Here is a 17,314-nt window from a genome sequence, read left to right as displayed (position 1 = left end):
TCCACGATCAGCCTCAATGGCGCATTCTGTTACTTTGAGAGGAGGAGTCCCACATGCGCCATCTTGCTGCCTTTGCAACCGCAATTGCCATGCTGCCGCTTTCAGCCCAGGCCTTCACGGCCAAGAACCGTTTGACTGTAGCGCCGGTATCCAACTCCGTTTTTGAGGTTGTGGGCCTTCCGGGATCGGGCGCCAGCCATTTCTGGTGCGCGGCGGGCGAATATGCTTTGGCTCAGGGGGCGGCGTCGAGTGCGCGGATTTACTTGGCCAGTGGCCGCCAGCCCAGCGTCTCGCGCCCGGGCCGGACCGCCGTGCGCTTTACCCTCGCGCCGGATGCCGCAGGCGTAACGCCGCTCGCCCCGCAATTGACCTTGTCTGTAGACGTGCCCGGTGACAATCTGAGCGTAGCTGCCGCACGTGAATATTGCCACGTCAGCATCAGCCGCTTCTAAGGAAGGATGCGTCCATGACCCGATTTATGAAAAACGCCGCCCTTTGTGCAGTGATTGCCGGGATTCTTCTTCCCACTTCGGCCTTGGCCTTTCGCGCGCAGAACACGCTGAAGGTCAATCCCGAAGGTCAGGGCCAGTTCGAGGTGATCCAGCGCGGCGGGGTCTCGCCCGGTGACATCTGGTGCGCGGCGGGCGACTATGCGATGCGCGTGCTGGGCGTGCAGGGAACGCAGCGGGTCTATCTTGTGGAGGGCAAGCACATCGCCCGGACAGAAGAACGTCGTCGTTTTGGCTATAGCTTCTCGCTCACGCCGCCGCCCGAGGCGCAGAATTTCACCTCCAGCCCCCTGACGTTGAGCCTGCGCGCCATAGGCGACAGCCTCAGCGCAGTCACGGCGCAGCAATATTGCTATGACAGGCTGGGAGAGCCGAAAAGACTGTGGCCCTAGGCGCTTGATACAGCAGACAGTTTTTCAAATCCGCACATCCGGCGCGGGTCTTTACGAGTTTACGCGTGATGTGTCGGGCTGGCTGGGCGACACGGGCCTGCGCTCGGGCCTTCTGACGCTTTTTGTCCGGCACACAAGCGCCTCCCTCCTGATTCAGGAAAATGCCGATCCTGAAGTTCAGACCGACCTGAAGGCGTTTTTCGACCGTCTTGTCCCGCCGTCAGATGATCCATCCATGGCCTATCTGCGGCACACTTATGAAGGCCCCGATGACATGCCGGCCCATATCAAGGCGGTGATGATGCCGGTCAGCCTGCAGATCCCCGTGGCCGAAGGCCGGGCGGTGCTGGGCACCTGGCAGGGGATTTACCTTTTTGAACACCGCCGCGCGCCACATAGACGCGAGGTCGCGGCGCATCTCATGGGCGATTAGTCGTCCAGAACGAAGGTCACCATCAGGTTCACCTGATAATGGGCGATTTTCCCGTCCTCGACTTTCACGGATTGTTCTTTGACCCAAGCGCTGACCACGTTGCGCAGAGTTTCCGAGGCGCGTTTGACGCCCAGCTCGGTGGCATCCTCAAAACCTTTGGTTGATGTGGCGCTGATTTCCGTAACGCGTGCAATAGACATGATTGTTACCCCTATGCAGTACTCAAACAGGGCTGCATTTCACCACGAAGTGTCAGAAACGCAAAATCCGGCGGCAAAACTCTGCCGAGTGTGATTTTCCGCCCGCAGGATGTTGCGCATGAAATTCCCCTCTACCCAAACCCTAGCGTTGCTCCTATACTTGTGGATAAGTGGGCCGCACGTCCCACAAAAAGAGGCAGAAAACTGGATAGGGGGACGCCCATGCGCTGCCCGTTTTGCGGAAATATCGACACTCAGGTGAAAGATTCTCGGCCGGCCGAGGATCATGTCTCGATCAGGCGCCGGCGCTTCTGCCCGGCCTGTGGCGGACGGTTCACAACCTATGAACGCGTGCAGCTGCGTGATCTGGTTGTCATCAAATCCTCCGGCAAGCGCGAGGATTTCGACCGCGACAAGCTGGAACGGTCGATCCGCATCTCGATGCAGAAACGCCCCATTGAACCGGAACGCATTGACCAGATGATTTCGGGCATCGTGCGGCGTCTGGAAAGCATGGGCGAAACCGACATCCCCTCCAAACAGATCGGCGAGATCGTGATGGAGGCGCTGGCCCGTATCGACACGGTGGCCTATGTGCGGTTTGCAAGCGTTTACAAGAACTTCCAGGCTGCCGATGATTTCGAGGACTTCGTCGCGGAATTGCGCCCGCCGACCCAGCCGGACCCCTGATCCCGCATGAGCAAGGCCGCCGACATCAGGTGGATGCGGCTGGCCCTGTCACTGGGCCGACGCGGACAGGGCCGGACCTGGCCCAACCCGGCCGTGGGTTGCGTGATCGTGAAGGATGGCCGCGTTATCGGGCGCGGCTGGACCCAGCCCGGCGGACGGCCTCACGCGGAAACCGAAGCGTTGGCGCAGGCCGGTGCGCAGGCGCAGGGCGCGACCGCCTATGTCAGCCTGGAACCCTGCGCCCATCAGGGAGAGACCCCGCCTTGCACTCAGGCGCTGATTGCCGCCGGGATCGCGCGTGTGGTGGCCCCGGTTGAAGACAGCGATGCGCGCGTGGCGGGTCAGGGTTTTGCCCAGCTGCGTGAAGCCGGGATCGAGGTGACCACCGGTATCTGCCCCGATGAGGCCGCCGCCGATCATGTGGGCTTTTTCCTGAAAACCGATCTGGGGCGGCCCTGGGTGACGTTGAAACTCGCCTCCAGCTTCGATGGGCGCATCGCCACTGCCACCGGGCAAAGCCAGTGGATCACGGGACCGCAGGCGCGTCGCCGGGTCCATGCGATGCGGGCCCGCCACGATGCGGTGATGGTTGGGGCTGGCACCGCGCGCGCCGATGATCCGTCACTGACCGTGCGCGACATGGGCGTAGCGTCGCAGCCGGTGCGCATTGTCGTCTCCCGACGTCTTGACCTGCCGCTGATCAGCACTCTGGCCCGCACGGCCAGGGATGTGCCGGTCTGGCTGATGCATGGCGCGGATGCCGATGCAGAACGCCTGCGTGCCTGGGAAGGGCTGGGCGCGCGGCTTTTTCCCTGCGCGGTGTCCGGCGCGCAGCTGGATCCGGGCGATATCCTGACCCAGCTTGGCACAGCCGGCCTGACGCGTGTCTTCTGCGAAGGGGGCAGTGCGCTGGCGGCCTCGCTTCTGTCTGCAGACCTCGTGGATGAGCTGGTGGGGTTCTCCGCAGGTCTTGCCATCGGTGCCGAAGGGTTGCCCGCCATCGGGGCCATGGGCCTTGATCACCTGCAAGAGGCGCCGCGGTTCACGCTGGTCGATGTGGAACCCGTGGGCGGTGATATCCTGCACCGCTGGCAGCGCGCGCCTGCTTAACGCCACAGATGGGCATAGGTCGCAAAACCGCCCTGCAGCTTGGCCAGAAGCCGGTTGCCCACGCCCCGACGGGGCAGGGTGGCTGAGGCCAGACGCTCTGCCACCACTTCCACCGGGCAGGCCTGGCCTGTGACCGGATCGAAATAGCGCGCGTAGTCAATCAGCACCGCATGAACCAGCCCTTCCAGATCCGGGCGGGCGGTGCGGCGGTCGGGTACCGGGCCAAGATCGGTGGTCAGCCCCCAGCCCGCATAGAAAGGTGCACCCAGTGTTGTCACGGTCACGCCGCGCAAAAGCGCCTCGAACCCGGTGCCCGAGGTCATTGTCCACACCTCGTCCACTTGATCCAGAAGCTGGGCGATATCGGCCTGATCTGCGATGACATCCGCAAGGCCGCTCGCGTCGATCTTCCCCTTGCGCAGCCCCGCTTCCACATCCGGGTGCGGCTTGTAGATCAGGACGGCGTCAGGACGGGCGGCGCGCGCAGCCTCAAGAAGGGCAAGGTTTGTGCAGACCTCTCCCGTGCCTTTCAAGATCGAGGCGTCATCTTCCACCTGACCGGGAACAAGCACGCGATGGCCTTGAGGAATGTCCCCTAAGCCCCCGGAAAGATTGTATTTCGTCAGGCGGCTTGCAGTGAGAAATCCGATCAGATCCCGTGCCCGGCGGCGTTGATCAGGTCGCAGAACCTCCCGTTCCGCAATCCAGTGTTCCAGCCGGCTGGGCTGCGTCGGGTCATAATAGATGCCCAGATCATCCAGAACCAGCGACAGCGGCGGCACCAGTTCGGCCCCCAATCCCCGCGACCGCAGAAACCCGTCTTCCACCCGCACAGCGCCTGCGTGATCGGCAGTGGCTTTGCCCGCCCAGACCATCCAGGGCCGCCCCGAGGCGCGGGCGCGGTCCGGTCGGTCTTCGAAGATCATCTTTTTTTGCTGCCCGAACACCGATTGCAGCGGCTTGCGCTTCCAAAGGCGCATTTCGCTGGCGACCCATCCGTCCCGGTCGGTTCGGAAGGCGTCGACCTGTGCCTCCAGGATATCCAGCACGCGTTCCAGCTCACACAGACTGTCGGTGAACGGATCGTACCAGGTGGGGTAAAGGATCATTGCGGCGGCAAAAAGCTGGGGTTTGGTCAGCTTGCGCGCCCTGCGGGGCAGGTCGGTGTGATCAATCGTCAGGCCCCACCCGGCATAAAATGGCGCGCCGAAGACGCGTGGGGTGTGGCCTGCCAGGATCGCCTCGAACCCAAGCTGGGAGGACACCGTATAAACCCCGATGGCCCCGTCCAGCAGCGCCCAGGGGCTGACCGGATCGCGATAGATCCTCACCCGGTCGCTTTCGTCCTGCGCGTCGAAATGGCCGGGGCGGAAGCCCGCTTCGGTTTCCGGGTGGGATTTGATCAGGATCTGCGCGCCGGGGTTCTGCTCTTGCGCGTAAACCAGCATTTCGCGAAACCGCGCCTTGTCCGCGCCGCTTGCAGTGACCGAGGCATCGCCCTCGGTCTGGTCGATCACCAGCACATATCCCGGATCGGGCACGGGCAGGGCAGGGTCATGGGCGTTGTATTTGGACAAATCCGCCTCTTTGATCCGCGCCATCGCGTTGCGGGCGCGGTCCAGCAGCACGGTGTCATCCAGCGGAGCATCCGCCAGCAGCCGTTCCAGATCTGAGGGGGTGGAGGCATCGAAATGCACGCCCGAGCGGTCCAGATGCAGCCCGATCGGCGGCTCCCCGGCGCGGCCCGGATGGAGTGAGCGCAGGAAGGCATCCTCGACCCGCAGCACCGGCGCATCGCGCCGTTCCGCCACGCCCAGACCGCGATGTGAGGTCGGGCTGGCCCCCCAGACGCCGACCATGTCGCCCGGCCCCGGCGCACCGATCCGCACCTGATAGCCTGCCAGCGACAGGATGCGTTTCAGCCGCGGCTGGGTGAGAAACCCGCCGTTATAGACGAAAAGCCGCCGGGGAGAGCCCTCACCGGCGGCGTTCTGGTCCCTGTCCGGGGACATGTTAATCCGACAGCGTCGACAGGCTGCTTACCGTGGTCAGACCACCGGTCAGCGACGACAGGGCCTTGTTCCACTGGCTCAGCGGCGCTTCGGTGACATAGAGCGTGTCATCGTCACGGATCACGAAATCACGGGCCAGGAACAGGCCGTTGGGTTCGGTCAAATCCAGCACGTAAACCAGACGCTGGGGTCCGATCAGGTCGGTGCGACCCATGACGGAATTGGCGATCTCGGCCACTTCGTTGCGGAGAATGAAAACGCCTGTGGGATCGGCGGCAAAGGCCGACAGACCGCCCACCTGCGCGATCGCTTCCAAAGCCGACAGGTTCTGGCTGGAGAAGGGGATGCGCGATTGTGCGTTGGTCGCGCCAAGCGCGGTGTAGGATCGCGTGTCCTCTTCGATGAAGATCCGGTCGCCACCGCGCAGCGCGATATCCAGTGCGGGGTTTTCGGCCAGGTCATTGTACCAGATCGTGCCGGAATGCGCGCCGCGCACGACGGTGATGCGGGTGATTTCAGGTTCGGTCGAAATGCCACCGGCGCTGGCCAGCATAGCCGACAGTGTGCGGGTGGGGCGCTCGATCTCGAACACGCCCTGGCCACCTGCTCCGATGATCGTCACGGTCGCGCCATCGCCCGCCACACGGGTGACTTGCACCTGCGGATCGGGGGTTTGCTGTTCCAGCTGGCGCGTGATGATGCCACGCAGCGCCTCGGGCGTGTTGCCTGCCGCGCGCAGACGGCCCGCATAGGGCACAAAGATGAAACCGGCGCTGTCGACCTGCACCTCTTCCAGCGAGGTGGCATTGGCGCCTTCGCTGGCCAGCAGACCGTCATCGACGTTTTCCCAGATCGTCAGACCCAGCGTATCGCCGGGGCGGATCGTGTCGGCGGTCAGGGTCGCGGCATTCTTGAACGCGTCGGAAAAGCCAAGAGCAGGGGCCACCGCAGTGGCCAGGTTCACGCGGTCGCTGACCTGCACGATGAACGCGTCGCCCTGCCTTTGGACCGAGCCCGCGAAGATCTGTCGTTTGTTGGGGCCACTATTTGGGATCAGCGAACATGCAGATACCGCCATCATCGTGGCGGTCAGCACGACGGATGTCACCCACCGTTTTCGTTTGGGATACACTGCGCGGTCTCCTCGACCTATGGTTCTGCCTCAAGTTTTTTTTCTAAACTACGGGAATCCGGAGATTATATCCAGTCCCGTGATCCTCAGGGCGGACCCCTCATCTGCAACTGTTGCCTTCGCGCCGCTTTTGGCCGGGCGTAACGCAAGACCTTGTGGTTCTCAGTTCACGACACGCAATTGTTGCCGCGGCGCCGAGGTGCCGGATTTGAATGCGTCATAGGGATCTTCCGGTGACAGCATCATGTCGACGACCTGCCGCAGAAGCTGCCTGCGTGCGCGCGCCGAGTAAAACCCGCCGGCCACTTGGCTGGTTTCCAACAGAAAGCGCCGGTAATCCTTGTAGGCGCGGCTGTCGGGGCGGGCGGCGCCCTTGAAGAAGTCTTTCAGCGGCTGCTCCGAGACGAATTCAGGTTTGTCATAGACCGCCTTGCCGAACACTTTCAGCGGGATGCCGCGCCACAGAACCTGTTGCGCCGCCGTGGAATTCACCGTCACCGCGCTGCGCGCATCGGTGAGCAGCTGCGCCAGCTTGCCGCCGCGCACGTAATGCACGCGGTGGGATATCCCGTGCTGTTTCGCCAGCCTGCGCAATTCGCGGCGGACGGGAACGCGGCCGTCTTCCAGCGGATGGGCCTTGACCACCAGGTGGTGGTGTTTGGGCGCACCGGCAGCAAAGCCTTCGACGATTTCCGCCAGAAATTCGGTCATGGTGGAGAAAGGCGAATGCATCTGGAAGGAACTGTCATGTTCCAGCTGCAGCAGCGCCAGGTGATAGGGAAAGCCCGACAGCCGGATGCGCGCCGTGGCAATGCGCCGTTCGATGGCCTGAAACGGCATCAGCAGAAGCCGCTTGAGATACAGCTGAAATTCCTTCGTGACCGTCAGCGATCGATGCGGACGAAAATTCCGGTAATGCCCGTTCCGGAACATCACGAACCAATGATAGAGCGCGCCATAGAATATATGCTGGCGCATGTCGCCCCAGTGGGCGGGGGGCAGGGGTGCCTCCATATCCGACAGGGCGAGGGCCTCCTGCATCTCGGTGATCGACATGTCCATCAGGCGCGAATGGCCGTTCGTGCCGCCGCGCTCATAGGTGACCCAATAGGGGCGCATATAGCCTTCTTCGAACACATGGATCATCAGGCCCCGGTCGCGGGCTGCTTTCACCGCTTCGGCATGAATGGGGCGCGTGTCGCCATAAAGCACGATATCGGTGACGCCCTTGGCCTCAAGCAATTCGATAAAGGTGTCGGGCCAGTCGTCGACCGTGCCGCGATAGGGGATATAGGTCGAGGGCTGAAACCAGAAGGCGCGGTCGCCCGCGTTGAAGCCCACGCGCCAGACATCCGCGCCGGCAGCGCGAAGCATGCGGCCCAGTCCATAGAAGAACGGGCCGTGCGGGCCTTGCAGGAACAGAAAAACGCGGGTGGGTTGCGGTGCCGTACTCATCATCCTGTCAGTGTGCCAGAAGGGCATGGGCAAACTCTTAAGCCGCAAGATTGGCAAAACTATGGCAATTGAAAGGCTGAACCGCAAGATCTGGGGTCTTGCCGGACGTGGATTGCCCCTCTAGGTGAGGAGCTGTGGCAACGCAAAGGGGCGCGCGATGTTTACTGGGATCATCACCGATATCGGAGAGGTGCGGGAGCTGGAACAGGCGGGCGATCTGCGCGCCCGGATCGGAACGCGGTATGACACGTCGAAGATCGACCTCGGGGCATCTATTGCTTCGGACGGGGTCTGTCTGACAGTGATCGCGCTTGGGCCTGATTGGTACGACGTTCAGATCAGCGCCGAGACGGTGTCGAAAACGAACCTGGATGCATGGACCGTCGGCAGCCGGGTCAACCTGGAGCGCGCGCTGCGCGTGGGCGATGAGCTGGGCGGGCATATCGTGTCGGGCCATGTGGATGGCGTGGCCGAGGTGGTGAGCGTTGTCGAAGAAGGCGACAGCACCCGCGTGCAGTTGCGCGCACCCGAGGCGCTGGCGAAATTCATCGCGCCCAAGGGATCGGTTGCGTTGAACGGTACGTCCCTGACGGTGAACGAGGTGGATGGCGCTGTCTTCGGCATCAACTTCATCCCCCATACCAAAGAGGTCACCACCTGGGGCGATGTGGCCGTGGGCGACCGCGTGAACCTTGAGATCGACGCGCTGGCCCGCTATGTCGCGCGGCTGAACGAGGTGATGCAGGGGTAAGCCAATTGGGGGCTCTGCCCCCAAACCCCCGGGAGTATTTATTGCCAGAAAGAAGCATGGGTGCGCTTGATTTGTGCGCCACGTCGCACTGGCCAAACCGGGGTTTGGGGTATATCTGCCCCTCAGACAAAGACGACAAGGCGGCTGCCCCATGAGTTTTGAAACCCCAGGCCCGGTTGAGACCGATTGGGCGGATGCGATTTCGCCCATCGACGAAATCATCGACGAGGCGCGCAATGGCCGGATGTTCATTCTGGTCGATCACGAGGATCGCGAGAATGAAGGCGATCTGGTGATCCCCGCGCAGATGGCCACGCCCGAGGCGATCAATTTCATGGCCACCCATGGGCGCGGGCTGATCTGCCTGAGCCTGCCCGGGGAGCGCATTGACGCGCTGGGGCTGGAGTTGATGTCGACCAATAATTCCTCGCGCCATGAGACCGCCTTCACCATCTCGATCGAGGCGCGTGAGGGTGTGTCGACCGGCATTTCCGCCCATGACCGGGCGCGGACCGTGGCGGTGGCCATCGACGCCTCGAAAGGGGCGGCGGATATCGCCACGCCGGGCCATGTGTTTCCCTTGCGGGCCAAGAATGGCGGTGTGCTGGTGCGGGCAGGCCATACGGAGGCCGCTGTGGATCTGAGCCGTCTGGCCGGGCTGAACCCGTCTGGCGTGATCTGCGAGATTATGAATGAAGACGGCACCATGGCGCGGCTGCCTGATCTGGTGAGTTTCGCGCAGAAACACGGGCTGAAGATCGGCACGATCAGCGATCTGATCGCCTATCGCCGGCGGCATGACAACCTGGTGACGCTGAAAAGCGAAGAGGTGGTGACATCGGAATTCGGCGGTGAATGGTCGATGCGGATTTACGCGGACCAGGTGCAGGGATCGGAGCATATCGCGCTGATCAAGGGTGATCTTTCGGGCGATGCGCCGGTTCTGGTGCGCATGCATGCGATGGATCCCATGCTGGATGTGGTGGGGCTGGGTGCACCGGGACGCGCCGCGGAATTCGCGCGGGCCATGCGCAAGGTGTCGGACGAGGGGCGGGGCGTGGTCGTTCTGCTGCGCGACACGCGCATGACGCTGACCACCGATGAAGAACGCCACCCTGCGACCTTGCGCCAATACGGTCTGGGCGCGCAGATCCTGTCCTCGCTTGGTCTGTCGAAGCTTGAGCTGTTGACTGACAGTCCCAAGCCCAATGTCGTGGGTCTTGAAGCCTATGGGCTTGAGATCGTGGGCACGCGGAAAATTTCGGAAGGATAGGTCATGGCCGGAAGCGAAACCCATTATGTTCTGCCGCGCCCGGATTTTGACAAGCCGGTGAAGCTGCTGATTGTTGTTGCGCCCTATTACAAGGATATCGCCGACAATCTTGTGGCCGGAGCCAAGGCAGAGATAGAGGCTGCGGGCGGCACCTGGGAGCTGGTTGAGGTGCCGGGCGCCCTGGAAGTGCCCACCGCCATTGCGATCTCGGACCGGCGGAGCAATTTCGACGGATATGTTGCGCTGGGCTGCGTGATCCGGGGCGAGACGACGCATTACGACACGGTCTGCAACGACTCGAGCCGCGCGATCCAGCTGATGGGCCTGCAGGGGCTGTGCATCGGCAATGGCATCCTGACGGTGGAAAACCGCGCGCAGGCCGAAGTGCGGGCCGACCCCGAAGGGCAGAACAAGGGCGGCGGGGCTGCGGCAGCCGCCTTGCATCTGATCGCGCTGGGCCGTAAGTGGGGCGCCCAATCCAAAGGCATCGGGTTCAAGCCGGCAGGCAGCTACCAGGTGGCCGACAGTTCAGACGGATCCTCTACAGCATGAGCGAAACGACCCCCAAGCTATCGGGTAACCAGAAGCGGAAAATGCGTTCTGCGGCAAGGCTTTATGCCGTTCAGGCGCTGTTTCAGATGGAAAGTTCGGGCCAGACCTCTACCCAGATCGTGCGGGAGTTTCTGGACCACCGTTTCGGCGCTGTCTACGAAGGGGATGAGATGGTCGACGGGGATATTAATCTGTTCCAGAAACTTGTCGATGACGCGGTGAACTATCAGGCTCCGATTGACCAGATGACCGACCGCGCTTTGGTCGCCAAATGGCCGATCGCGCGGATTGATCCCACATTGCGCGGCCTGTTCCGCGCGGCGGGTGCGGAACTGACACAAGGCGAGGCGCCGCCGAAAGTGGTGATTTCGGAATATGTCGACATCGCGCGGGCCTTTTTTCCTGAGGGCAAAGAACCTAAATTTGTAAATGCGGTGCTTGATCATATGGCACGCGAGGCCCGGCCGGAGGCGTTCTAGGCGGACATCCAGCTGCTTTCGGCATCGACCTACGCAAGGCTGGAAAGAATGTCGCACTGCGCTATGTGATGCCGGAGTGAGGACAAGACCATGCCTGAACTGATCAAACTCTATATCCGGCATTCGATTATCGGTTTTGGCATCTCTGCCATCTTCGTGGGAATATTGCTTTATTTCAATGTGATGAACCTGTGGACGGTGATTTCGCATGACAGTTCGGCCCTGTTGGCCGTGTTCATCCTGTGGTTCTTCAACGGAACGGTTTTTGCAAGCGTTCAATTCGCTTATGCGGTGATGAGCCTTGCGGAAAAGCCGTCTTCGTCCGGTGGCGGCGGGTTGCGTAGCTTTATCCTGGCCCCGGTGAAATCGGGTGTGCGGATCAACCGGTAATCCATCGAAAGCGCGGTGTGGCGGGACCACCAGGCAACCGTGAGGTTATGATTCCCGAGGACCTGTATGTACAGGTGGGCGCCAGGTAATCAGACCAGGATCTGAGCAGAGCCAGCTCCCTCGGAATTGTTTAAGGCCACCGGAATGCAACCCGGCACGAGAAGGGCAGAACCCGCCACGCGCCTACCTAGGCTGGGCGAGGGCGGCTGACAAGGGGGCATGCCCTTCGCGACATGGTTAACGGGTCTTTCAGCGGAAACATGCGGGTATGACATCTGTGCACAACCGGTGCACAGGACGTGCACCGGCGCGGTGCACCGCAGAGCTTTGGCAAAGAGTTAACGCCTGGGGTGAACGGAGGGTCGGCACCACCCGACGTCGCAAAACCGCTTGATTTTTGTTCACGGATTGTTCACGTTTTTCTCATGCTTGATTTGCAACCCGGACAAAAGCTGGCCCGCGGGGTCGCGCGTCATCTGACCAGCCTTGGCTTTGTGTCGGTCGAAGAATTCGTGCCCGCCCGTGGCCTGCGCGTGGATGTGATGGGGTTGGGCCCGAAGGGGGAGCTTTGGGTGATCGAATGCAAATCCTGTCGGGCGGATTTTCAGGCGGACGGCAAATGGGAAGGCTATCTGGAGTGGTGCGATCGCTATTTCTGGGCCGTCGATACCGAATTTCCGGTCGATCTTTTACCGGAAGGCACTGGCCTGATCATCGCCGACGCCTATGACGGAGAGATCATCCGCATGGCCCCGGACGATCCGGTGGCGCCGGCGCGGCGCAAGATGCTGATCCAGAAATTCGCGACTCATGCGGCGCGGCGGCTGCACGGGTTACGTGATCCGGGCTTTGGGATCTGACACAAACCTGTGCGCCCCGGACCTGATCCGGGGCCTCGTGGCGGCAACGGGGAACTGCCCGGATCGACCTGGTGCGTTGAATTGGCAAAACGTCGCGGGATGTGGCCCCAGGTCCCGGGTCAGGCCCGGGACGACAGCAGGCTCAGCCCCTGATCGCGCGGGCGGCTTTCGCGGCGGCGCGGATCTCCTCGGCGATCTCGTCGGCCTCGTCAGGGTCGAAATCCATCGGAATCTCGGTTCCGCCCGCTTCCACGAACAGCCGGACCATCCCGGCATCGGTCGGGCCGATCTGCAGATTGGCTTCGATGTCGCGTTCGGTGTTGATACCCATGAGGCCCTCATCCATCAGTGAGGCCGCCGTGCTAGCCCGCCGGGGATTGATTGGCAAGCGGGTTTGGGATTTGCTTGGCCCATGTCAGATGCCATCCTGCGCCCGTTTCACCCCTCGGATATCGACTGGCTGGTCGAGCGTCATCAGACGCTTTACGCCCGTGACGAGGGGTTTGACGACACGTTCGGCCCGCTGGTGCGGTCGATCCTTGAAGACTTTGCCGCCAGCCACGATCCCGCACGCGAGCGTGGCTGGATCGCCGAGAAGGACGGCGTGCCGCTGGGCAGTATTTTCTGCGTGCGCCTGACGGATGAAACAGCCAAGCTGCGCCTGTTCCTGCTGGTGCCCGAGGCGCGGGGGCTGGGCCTGGGCAAGCGGCTTTTGCAGACCTGCACGGGCTTTGCGCGCGATGCGGGATATAGCGACATGCAGTTGTGGACCCATGAAAGCCACGAAGCGGCCTGTGCGCTTTACAGTGCCTTCGGCTGGCAGCTTGTGGCATCAAAACCCGTGCATTCCTTTGGGCGGGATCTGGTGGAACAAAGCTGGGAAATCACGCTGTAATCTGCTTGCAATCGCAGGGCCGCCCCGCTAAATCGCCTGTCAGTGCCGCCTTAGCTCAGTTGGTTAGAGCGCTGGATTGTGGATCCAGAGGTCCCCCGTTCAAGCCGGGGAGGCGGTACCATCTCACTCAATCTCAACCGTTTGCCGCAACGCGCCTGTCAACTGGTCGAAGATCAGGATGCGATTGTCGGTTGTCACCACCGCGTACCAGCCGTCGCCAATGGTGACGGCCTGCGCCGTTGCCCCGTCGGGCAGGGTGATCTGATCGGGCAGGGTGGGGCCCGTTTGCGAGAAACGGATGACAAGCAGGCTGACGACGACTAGAAGCCCCCCAATCATCACCACTGTCAGCAGGGTCACCAGCCGGCGCAGGAAGCGCAGGTTCGCAGGCTCGGGCAGGTTTTCCGAGGGGCCTTCCATGGGCATATCCCTGATCCGTTTCTCCATCGCGGCCGATCCGCCGCCGCGCCTTGATAAGGCCTTGGCCCGCGATGTGCCAGAGAGCGCGTCCTTGTCCCGCACGCGGTTGGCGCGGCTGTTGGAGGCTGGCGCGGTGACGGTGAACGGTGTGGTCTGCGACAACCCCAAGGCCAAGGTGGGCGAGGGGGACGTGGTCGCGATCACGGTGGAGGAAAGCGACGACAGCCACATCGCGGCCGAAGATATCCCGCTGGAGGTGGTGTTCGAGGATGACGACCTAATCGTGGTGAACAAACCGGCAGGCATGGTGGTGCATCCCGCGCCCGGCACGCCGTCGGGCACCTTGGTAAATGCGCTTCTGGCCCATTGCGGCGACAGCCTGTCGGGAGTGGGGGGTGTGAAACGGCCCGGCATCGTGCACAGGATCGACAAGGACACCAGCGGTTTGCTGGTTGTCGCCAAGACGGACGCCGCCCATCAGGGGCTGGCCGCCCAGTTCGAGGCGCACACAGTGGAGCGGTATTACAACGCCGTGGTCTATGGCGTGCCCGATGCCAATGACCCGCGCCTGCGCGGCATCAAGGGCGCCAGTTTCGAGCCCGGAAATATCCTGAAACTGACAACCCAGCTGGCTCGCCACAAGACAGACCGGCAGAAACAGGCGGTGCTGTTTACCGGTGGCCGCCACGCGGTGACCCGCGCCCGCGTGGTGGAGCGGTTCGGCACACCTGCGGTCGCCGCCCTTGTGGAATGCTGGCTTGAGACCGGGCGCACCCATCAGATCCGGGTGCATATGGCCCATGCGGGCCATGGCCTGATCGGCGATCCGGTCTATGGCGGCAAGCGGAAACCGGCGGTGAAAGCCCTTGCGCCTGAGGCGTTGGAGGCGGTTCAAACCTTCCCTCGCCAGGCGCTACATGCCGCCGTTCTGGGGTTCATCCATCCGGTGACGGGAAAGGAGATGCGGTTCGAAGCCGCCCTGCCACAGGACATGGTTTATCTGCTGGATGCCCTGCGCGCGCCGGTGCAATGAACAGCACATGCGCGTGAACGCACTGTCACAGATCTGGTAAAATGAACTCATCAGTTCAATATTCGTTAAGGAAGTGTGCATATATCCCTTGAACTGGGGGCGCTAACACCACATATGCATGTTAAGCCTTTAAACATTGGGAGGGGCTTTCGATGGCAAATTATGGCAATCTGCCCGCACCGTCGCCGGAAGGCGGCCTGAACCGGTATCTTCAGGAAATCCGGAAGTTTCCCCTTCTGGAGCCGGAAGAAGAATACATGCTGGCCAAACGCTGGGTGGAACAGGAAGACACCGAAGCCGCGCATAAGATGGTCACATCACACCTGCGCCTGGCGGCGAAAATCGCCATGGGCTATCGCGGCTATGGTCTGCCGCAGGCCGAAGTGATTTCAGAGGCGAATGTGGGCCTGATGCAGGCCGTCAAACGCTTTGACCCGGAAAAAGGGTTCCGCCTGGCGACTTATGCCATGTGGTGGATCCGCGCGTCGATCCAGGAGTATATCCTCCGCTCATGGAGCCTGGTGAAACTGGGCACCACATCGGCGCAAAAGAAACTGTTTTTCAACCTGCGCAAGGCCAAGGCCAAGATTGGTGCGCTGGAAGAAGGTGACCTGCACCCCGATAACGTCAAACAGATCGCCACCGATCTGGGCGTGACCGAGGATGAAGTGATCTCGATGAACCGCCGCTTGTCGGGCGGGGACGCGTCGCTGAACGCCACGGTCGGGTCCGAAGGCGAAGGCACCATGCAATGGCAGGACTGGCTGGAGGATGAAGATGCCGACCAGGCCGCCGATTACGAAGAAAAGGACGAGCTGACCGCCCGTCGCGAGCTTCTGGCCGAAGCCTTCGACGTTCTGAACGATCGGGAGAAAGATATCCTGACCCAGCGCCGTTTGTCTGATACGGTGGTCACATTGGAAGAGCTGTCGGGCCAATATGACGTCAGCCGTGAACGGATCCGCCAGATCGAGGTGCGCGCCTTTGAGAAGCTGCAAAAACGCATGCGCGACCTGGCGAAAGAGAAGGGCATGTTGACCTCCGCGTGACCCCTCGCACGCTTGAAACATGCTGCAAGGCGGCCTTGTGCAACGCTGCACAGGGCCGTTTTTAATTGGGAAACCGCGTCGGGGTGGGGCCGGGTCAGTTCAGGCGTTCGCGCAAGACGCGGACCATGTTTTCGCCCATCACTTTGCGAATTTGCCCCTCGCTCAGGCCCTGCGCCATCAGTGCGGCGGTCAGTTCATTCAACTGTGATGTGTCGAACCACGTGGCCACGGAGCCGTCGAAATCCGACCCGAGAGAGACATGGTCTTCGCCCAGAACCTCGACTGCCATGGCGATATGGCGGGCGATATCAGGCGGTGTGATCGCGCCGCAATTGACCTCGTCCCAATAGCCCACGCCCAGCACACCGCCAGTGGCGGCAATCGCCTGCATCAGATCATCGGAAAAGTTGCGGGGCGTTTCGCAAAAGCTGGACAGACCGCCATGGGACACGACCAGCGGGCCGGGGTTCATCGCCAGCACATCGCGCACCACCTGAGGGTGGGAATGGGCCAGATCCAGGATCAGCCCTTCGGCCTCGACCCGTTCGACCAGCGCGCGGCCCAGATCGGTCAATCCTTGCCCGGATTGGCCGTGCAGCGATCCGCCCACCTCGTTATCGAAAAAATGCTGCAGCGCGATCAGCCTGTGGCCCGCTGCGACCAGCGCATCAAGGTTTTCAAGCTTGCCTTCCAGCGGATGGGCCCCTTCGATCCCGAGGATGCCGCCGACAACCCGGCTGCCGCTGGCGCGGGCCTCAAGCACGGCCTCCAGATCAGCGCGGGTCTTGATGATCTTCAGCATCTCGGGCGCGGCGGCTTCGGCGGCGTGCAACCGTTCAGCCTGATAGATCGCGCGTTCCAAAAGGCTGGTCCAGGTGCGCGGCGGCCAAAGCTGGCCGAAGGCAAGAAGCGTAATGTTGTCAAAGGCCTCGGCCTCGTTCTCCTCGTAATTCTGCCCCGCGGGCGATTTCGTGACCGAGGTGAAGACCTGAAGCGCCACATTGCCCTCGACCAGCCGGGGCAGATCCACTTGGCCGCGCGATCCGCGTTCGGTCAGATCACGATTCCACAGCGTGGTGTCGGCATGCCAGTCGCCGATGATCAGGCTGTCATGCAGCGCCTGGGCGGCGTCGGGAACCGCCTGCGGGCCGGGCCCCAGCACCGCGTTGCGGCCTTGTTCCACGATCGCGGGCGCGAAAATGAAGAACCCCGCCAGGCCCACCACAGCCAGCAGCAAAAGCCGCCCCAGCCATTTTCCGAATGCGCGCATGATCTGTCCCCTCTGGTTTTTTCCAAGGCTAGGCCACATCTTGGGTTCAGGAAAGCGGTGACGTGGGGGCTTGGCCAGGCCAGCCCAGCCGCGTTACGCTTGCCCCTGGAAGACGGAGGGTATCATGGCAGGCGGTTGGGCCAAGGATGGCGCAGTCAGCGAACAGATCGAAGCGTCGATCAATGATGAACTCGCGCGGCTGAAGGCGCGCAGAGCCCCTGTGGGCGACAGCCTGACCCATTGCGCCGATTGCGAGGAAGAGATCCCCGAAGCGCGCCGTCAGGCCATTCCGGGCGTAAAGTTGTGCATCGACTGCCAGCAGGAACGCGACAGCAGTTTCAAACCGCGCGCAGGCATCAACCGGCGCGGATCGAAAGATAGCCAGTTGAAGTAAGCGATGCGCGTGCGA

The 17,314-nt window shown here is 62.2% G+C and carries 22 protein-coding genes and 1 tRNA gene; 16 read left to right on the top strand and 7 right to left on the bottom strand.

Features of this window, described 5'->3' with window-relative positions; all coding sequences use genetic code 11:
* The first annotated feature begins 53 nt into the window (after positions 1 to 53).
* The 3 genes from TR61_RS11805 to TR61_RS11795 are packed head-to-tail and all read left to right on the top strand — an operon-like array spanning position 54 to position 1,334.
* Positions 54 to 452, top strand: a complete 399-nt coding sequence (locus TR61_RS11805; protein ID WP_050930256.1) for a hypothetical protein — start codon at positions 54 to 56, stop codon at positions 450 to 452.
* Positions 453 to 466: 14 nt separating this feature from the next.
* Positions 467 to 901 carry a hypothetical protein gene (locus tag TR61_RS11800; protein ID WP_050930254.1) on the top strand — a complete coding sequence of 145 codons (435 nt, stop codon included), beginning with the start codon at positions 467 to 469 and terminating at the stop codon, positions 899 to 901.
* 7 nt (positions 902 to 908) lie between these two features.
* Positions 909 to 1,334, top strand: a complete 426-nt coding sequence (locus TR61_RS11795; RefSeq protein WP_245626881.1) for a secondary thiamine-phosphate synthase enzyme YjbQ — start codon at positions 909 to 911, stop codon at positions 1,332 to 1,334.
* Here TR61_RS11795 and TR61_RS11790 read toward each other — a convergent pair.
* Entirely contained in the window at positions 1,331 to 1,534 is a 204-nt protein-coding gene (locus TR61_RS11790) for a dodecin family protein (protein WP_050930251.1), read from the bottom strand. The genes TR61_RS11795 and TR61_RS11790 overlap by 4 nt on opposite strands.
* Before the next feature lie 222 nt (positions 1,535 to 1,756).
* Between TR61_RS11790 and nrdR the strand changes: the two genes are divergently transcribed.
* Entirely contained in the window at positions 1,757 to 2,224 is a 468-nt protein-coding gene (gene nrdR, locus TR61_RS11785; protein ID WP_050930249.1) for a transcriptional regulator NrdR, read from the top strand.
* Between the two features lie 33 nt (positions 2,225 to 2,257).
* A complete protein-coding gene (gene ribD, locus TR61_RS11780; RefSeq protein ID WP_050930280.1) occupies positions 2,258 to 3,334 on the top strand; it encodes a bifunctional diaminohydroxyphosphoribosylaminopyrimidine deaminase/5-amino-6-(5-phosphoribosylamino)uracil reductase RibD in 1,077 nt (358 codons plus the stop codon).
* On the opposite strand, the gene TR61_RS11775 is transcribed toward ribD, so the two are convergent.
* The 3 genes from TR61_RS11775 to TR61_RS11765 all read right to left on the bottom strand — a co-directional run bounded on the left by TR61_RS11775 (position 3,331) and on the right by TR61_RS11765 (position 7,933).
* Positions 3,331 to 5,346 (bottom strand): capsular polysaccharide biosynthesis protein, encoded by a 2,016-nt coding sequence (locus TR61_RS11775; RefSeq protein ID WP_050930247.1) that lies wholly within the window; start codon positions 5,344 to 5,346, stop codon positions 3,331 to 3,333. The genes ribD and TR61_RS11775 overlap by 4 nt on opposite strands.
* A 1-nt stretch (position 5,347) precedes the next feature.
* Positions 5,348 to 6,427 (bottom strand): polysaccharide biosynthesis/export family protein, encoded by a 1,080-nt coding sequence (locus tag TR61_RS11770; RefSeq protein ID WP_050930278.1) that lies wholly within the window; start codon positions 6,425 to 6,427, stop codon positions 5,348 to 5,350.
* 213 nt (positions 6,428 to 6,640) lie between these two features.
* Positions 6,641 to 7,933, bottom strand: a complete 1,293-nt coding sequence (locus TR61_RS11765) for a capsule biosynthesis protein (protein ID WP_050930276.1) — start codon at positions 7,931 to 7,933, stop codon at positions 6,641 to 6,643.
* A 157-nt stretch (positions 7,934 to 8,090) separates the two neighbouring features.
* Between TR61_RS11765 and TR61_RS11760 the strand changes: the two genes are divergently transcribed.
* The 6 genes from TR61_RS11760 to TR61_RS11735 all read left to right on the top strand — a co-directional run bounded on the left by TR61_RS11760 (position 8,091) and on the right by TR61_RS11735 (position 12,238).
* Positions 8,091 to 8,684: a riboflavin synthase gene (locus tag TR61_RS11760; protein ID WP_050930246.1), complete on the top strand. Its 594-nt coding sequence runs from the start codon at positions 8,091 to 8,093 to the stop codon at positions 8,682 to 8,684.
* A 151-nt stretch (positions 8,685 to 8,835) separates the two neighbouring features.
* Positions 8,836 to 9,957 carry a 3,4-dihydroxy-2-butanone-4-phosphate synthase gene (ribB, locus tag TR61_RS11755; protein WP_050930244.1) on the top strand — a complete coding sequence of 374 codons (1,122 nt, stop codon included), beginning with the start codon at positions 8,836 to 8,838 and terminating at the stop codon, positions 9,955 to 9,957.
* Between the two features lie 3 nt (positions 9,958 to 9,960).
* The gene (locus TR61_RS11750) at positions 9,961 to 10,509 is read left to right on the top strand and encodes a 6,7-dimethyl-8-ribityllumazine synthase (protein WP_050930241.1); all 549 of its coding nucleotides are present in this window, start codon (positions 9,961 to 9,963) and stop codon (positions 10,507 to 10,509) included.
* Entirely contained in the window at positions 10,506 to 10,988 is a 483-nt protein-coding gene (gene nusB, locus TR61_RS11745) for a transcription antitermination factor NusB (protein WP_050930239.1), read from the top strand. Before TR61_RS11750 ends, nusB begins: the two co-directional genes overlap by 4 nt.
* A 90-nt stretch (positions 10,989 to 11,078) precedes the next feature.
* On the top strand, positions 11,079 to 11,378 hold the full coding sequence (locus TR61_RS11740; protein ID WP_050930237.1) for a hypothetical protein: 300 nt from the start codon (positions 11,079 to 11,081) through the stop codon (positions 11,376 to 11,378).
* A gap of 425 nt (positions 11,379 to 11,803) precedes the next feature.
* Positions 11,804 to 12,238, top strand: a complete 435-nt coding sequence (locus TR61_RS11735) for an MmcB family DNA repair protein (RefSeq protein ID WP_050930235.1) — start codon at positions 11,804 to 11,806, stop codon at positions 12,236 to 12,238.
* A 142-nt stretch (positions 12,239 to 12,380) separates the two neighbouring features.
* On the opposite strand, the gene TR61_RS11730 is transcribed toward TR61_RS11735, so the two are convergent.
* Entirely contained in the window at positions 12,381 to 12,569 is a 189-nt protein-coding gene (locus TR61_RS11730) for a DUF6324 family protein (protein WP_050930274.1), read from the bottom strand.
* Between the two features lie 81 nt (positions 12,570 to 12,650).
* Here TR61_RS11730 and TR61_RS11725 point away from each other — a divergent pair, with 81 nt between their 5' ends.
* On the top strand, positions 12,651 to 13,133 hold the full coding sequence (locus TR61_RS11725) for a GNAT family N-acetyltransferase (protein WP_050930233.1): 483 nt from the start codon (positions 12,651 to 12,653) through the stop codon (positions 13,131 to 13,133).
* A 44-nt stretch (positions 13,134 to 13,177) separates the two neighbouring features.
* A tRNA-His gene (locus TR61_RS11720) sits at positions 13,178 to 13,254 on the top strand.
* A gap of 2 nt (positions 13,255 to 13,256) precedes the next feature.
* Here TR61_RS11720 and TR61_RS11715 read toward each other — a convergent pair.
* Entirely contained in the window at positions 13,257 to 13,553 is a 297-nt protein-coding gene (locus tag TR61_RS11715) for a DUF6476 family protein (RefSeq protein ID WP_050930231.1), read from the bottom strand.
* On the opposite strand from TR61_RS11715, the gene TR61_RS11710 reads away from it, so the two are divergent.
* Both TR61_RS11710 and rpoH read left to right on the top strand, forming a co-directional pair.
* Entirely contained in the window at positions 13,552 to 14,586 is a 1,035-nt protein-coding gene (locus tag TR61_RS11710) for an RluA family pseudouridine synthase (protein WP_050930229.1), read from the top strand. The genes TR61_RS11715 and TR61_RS11710 overlap by 2 nt on opposite strands.
* A gap of 152 nt (positions 14,587 to 14,738) precedes the next feature.
* Positions 14,739 to 15,635 carry an RNA polymerase sigma factor RpoH gene (gene rpoH / locus TR61_RS11705; protein WP_050930228.1) on the top strand — a complete coding sequence of 299 codons (897 nt, stop codon included), beginning with the start codon at positions 14,739 to 14,741 and terminating at the stop codon, positions 15,633 to 15,635.
* A 94-nt stretch (positions 15,636 to 15,729) separates the two neighbouring features.
* On the opposite strand, the gene TR61_RS11700 is transcribed toward rpoH, so the two are convergent.
* The gene (locus TR61_RS11700; protein ID WP_050930226.1) at positions 15,730 to 16,905 is read right to left on the bottom strand and encodes a dipeptidase; all 1,176 of its coding nucleotides are present in this window, start codon (positions 16,903 to 16,905) and stop codon (positions 15,730 to 15,732) included.
* 124 nt (positions 16,906 to 17,029) lie between these two features.
* Between TR61_RS11700 and TR61_RS11695 the strand changes: the two genes are divergently transcribed.
* Positions 17,030 to 17,299 carry a DksA/TraR family C4-type zinc finger protein gene (locus tag TR61_RS11695; protein ID WP_050930225.1) on the top strand — a complete coding sequence of 90 codons (270 nt, stop codon included), beginning with the start codon at positions 17,030 to 17,032 and terminating at the stop codon, positions 17,297 to 17,299.
* Positions 17,300 to 17,314: the final 15 nt, after the last annotated feature.

It is taken from the genome of Aestuariivita boseongensis, from assembly GCF_001262635.1.
Taxonomy (GTDB): domain Bacteria; phylum Pseudomonadota; class Alphaproteobacteria; order Rhodobacterales; family Rhodobacteraceae; genus Aestuariivita; species Aestuariivita boseongensis.
This window is presented reverse-complemented; position numbering and strand designations above follow the sequence as displayed.

Excerpts from the sequence above, each read along its gene's own strand:
- TR61_RS11805 (WP_050930256.1), top strand. The coding sequence starts at position 54 with ATGCGCCATCTTGCTGCCTTTGCAACCGCAATTGCCATGCTGCCGCTT.
- TR61_RS11800 (WP_050930254.1), top strand. The coding sequence starts at position 467 with ATGACCCGATTTATGAAAAACGCCGCCCTTTGTGCAGTGATTGCCGGG.
- TR61_RS11790 (WP_050930251.1), bottom strand. The coding sequence starts at position 1,534 with ATGTCTATTGCACGCGTTACGGAAATCAGCGCCACATCAACCAAAGGT.
- nrdR (WP_050930249.1), top strand. The coding sequence starts at position 1,757 with ATGCGCTGCCCGTTTTGCGGAAATATCGACACTCAGGTGAAAGATTCT.
- ribD (WP_050930280.1), top strand. The coding sequence starts at position 2,258 with ATGCGGCTGGCCCTGTCACTGGGCCGACGCGGACAGGGCCGGACCTGG.
- TR61_RS11775 (WP_050930247.1), bottom strand. The coding sequence starts at position 5,346 with ATGTCCCCGGACAGGGACCAGAACGCCGCCGGTGAGGGCTCTCCCCGG.
- TR61_RS11770 (WP_050930278.1), bottom strand. The coding sequence starts at position 6,427 with ATGATGGCGGTATCTGCATGTTCGCTGATCCCAAATAGTGGCCCCAAC.
- TR61_RS11765 (WP_050930276.1), bottom strand. The coding sequence starts at position 7,933 with ATGAGTACGGCACCGCAACCCACCCGCGTTTTTCTGTTCCTGCAAGGC.
- TR61_RS11760 (WP_050930246.1), top strand. The coding sequence starts at position 8,091 with ATGTTTACTGGGATCATCACCGATATCGGAGAGGTGCGGGAGCTGGAA.
- ribB (WP_050930244.1), top strand. The coding sequence starts at position 8,836 with ATGAGTTTTGAAACCCCAGGCCCGGTTGAGACCGATTGGGCGGATGCG.
- TR61_RS11750 (WP_050930241.1), top strand. The coding sequence starts at position 9,961 with ATGGCCGGAAGCGAAACCCATTATGTTCTGCCGCGCCCGGATTTTGAC.
- nusB (WP_050930239.1), top strand. The coding sequence starts at position 10,506 with ATGAGCGAAACGACCCCCAAGCTATCGGGTAACCAGAAGCGGAAAATG.
- TR61_RS11740 (WP_050930237.1), top strand. The coding sequence starts at position 11,079 with ATGCCTGAACTGATCAAACTCTATATCCGGCATTCGATTATCGGTTTT.
- TR61_RS11735 (WP_050930235.1), top strand. The coding sequence starts at position 11,804 with ATGCTTGATTTGCAACCCGGACAAAAGCTGGCCCGCGGGGTCGCGCGT.
- TR61_RS11730 (WP_050930274.1), bottom strand. The coding sequence starts at position 12,569 with ATGGGTATCAACACCGAACGCGACATCGAAGCCAATCTGCAGATCGGC.
- TR61_RS11725 (WP_050930233.1), top strand. The coding sequence starts at position 12,651 with ATGTCAGATGCCATCCTGCGCCCGTTTCACCCCTCGGATATCGACTGG.
- TR61_RS11710 (WP_050930229.1), top strand. The coding sequence starts at position 13,552 with ATGGGCATATCCCTGATCCGTTTCTCCATCGCGGCCGATCCGCCGCCG.
- TR61_RS11715 (WP_050930231.1), bottom strand. The coding sequence starts at position 13,553 with ATGGAAGGCCCCTCGGAAAACCTGCCCGAGCCTGCGAACCTGCGCTTC.
- rpoH (WP_050930228.1), top strand. The coding sequence starts at position 14,739 with ATGGCAAATTATGGCAATCTGCCCGCACCGTCGCCGGAAGGCGGCCTG.
- TR61_RS11700 (WP_050930226.1), bottom strand. The coding sequence starts at position 16,905 with ATGCGCGCATTCGGAAAATGGCTGGGGCGGCTTTTGCTGCTGGCTGTG.
- TR61_RS11695 (WP_050930225.1), top strand. The coding sequence starts at position 17,030 with ATGGCAGGCGGTTGGGCCAAGGATGGCGCAGTCAGCGAACAGATCGAA.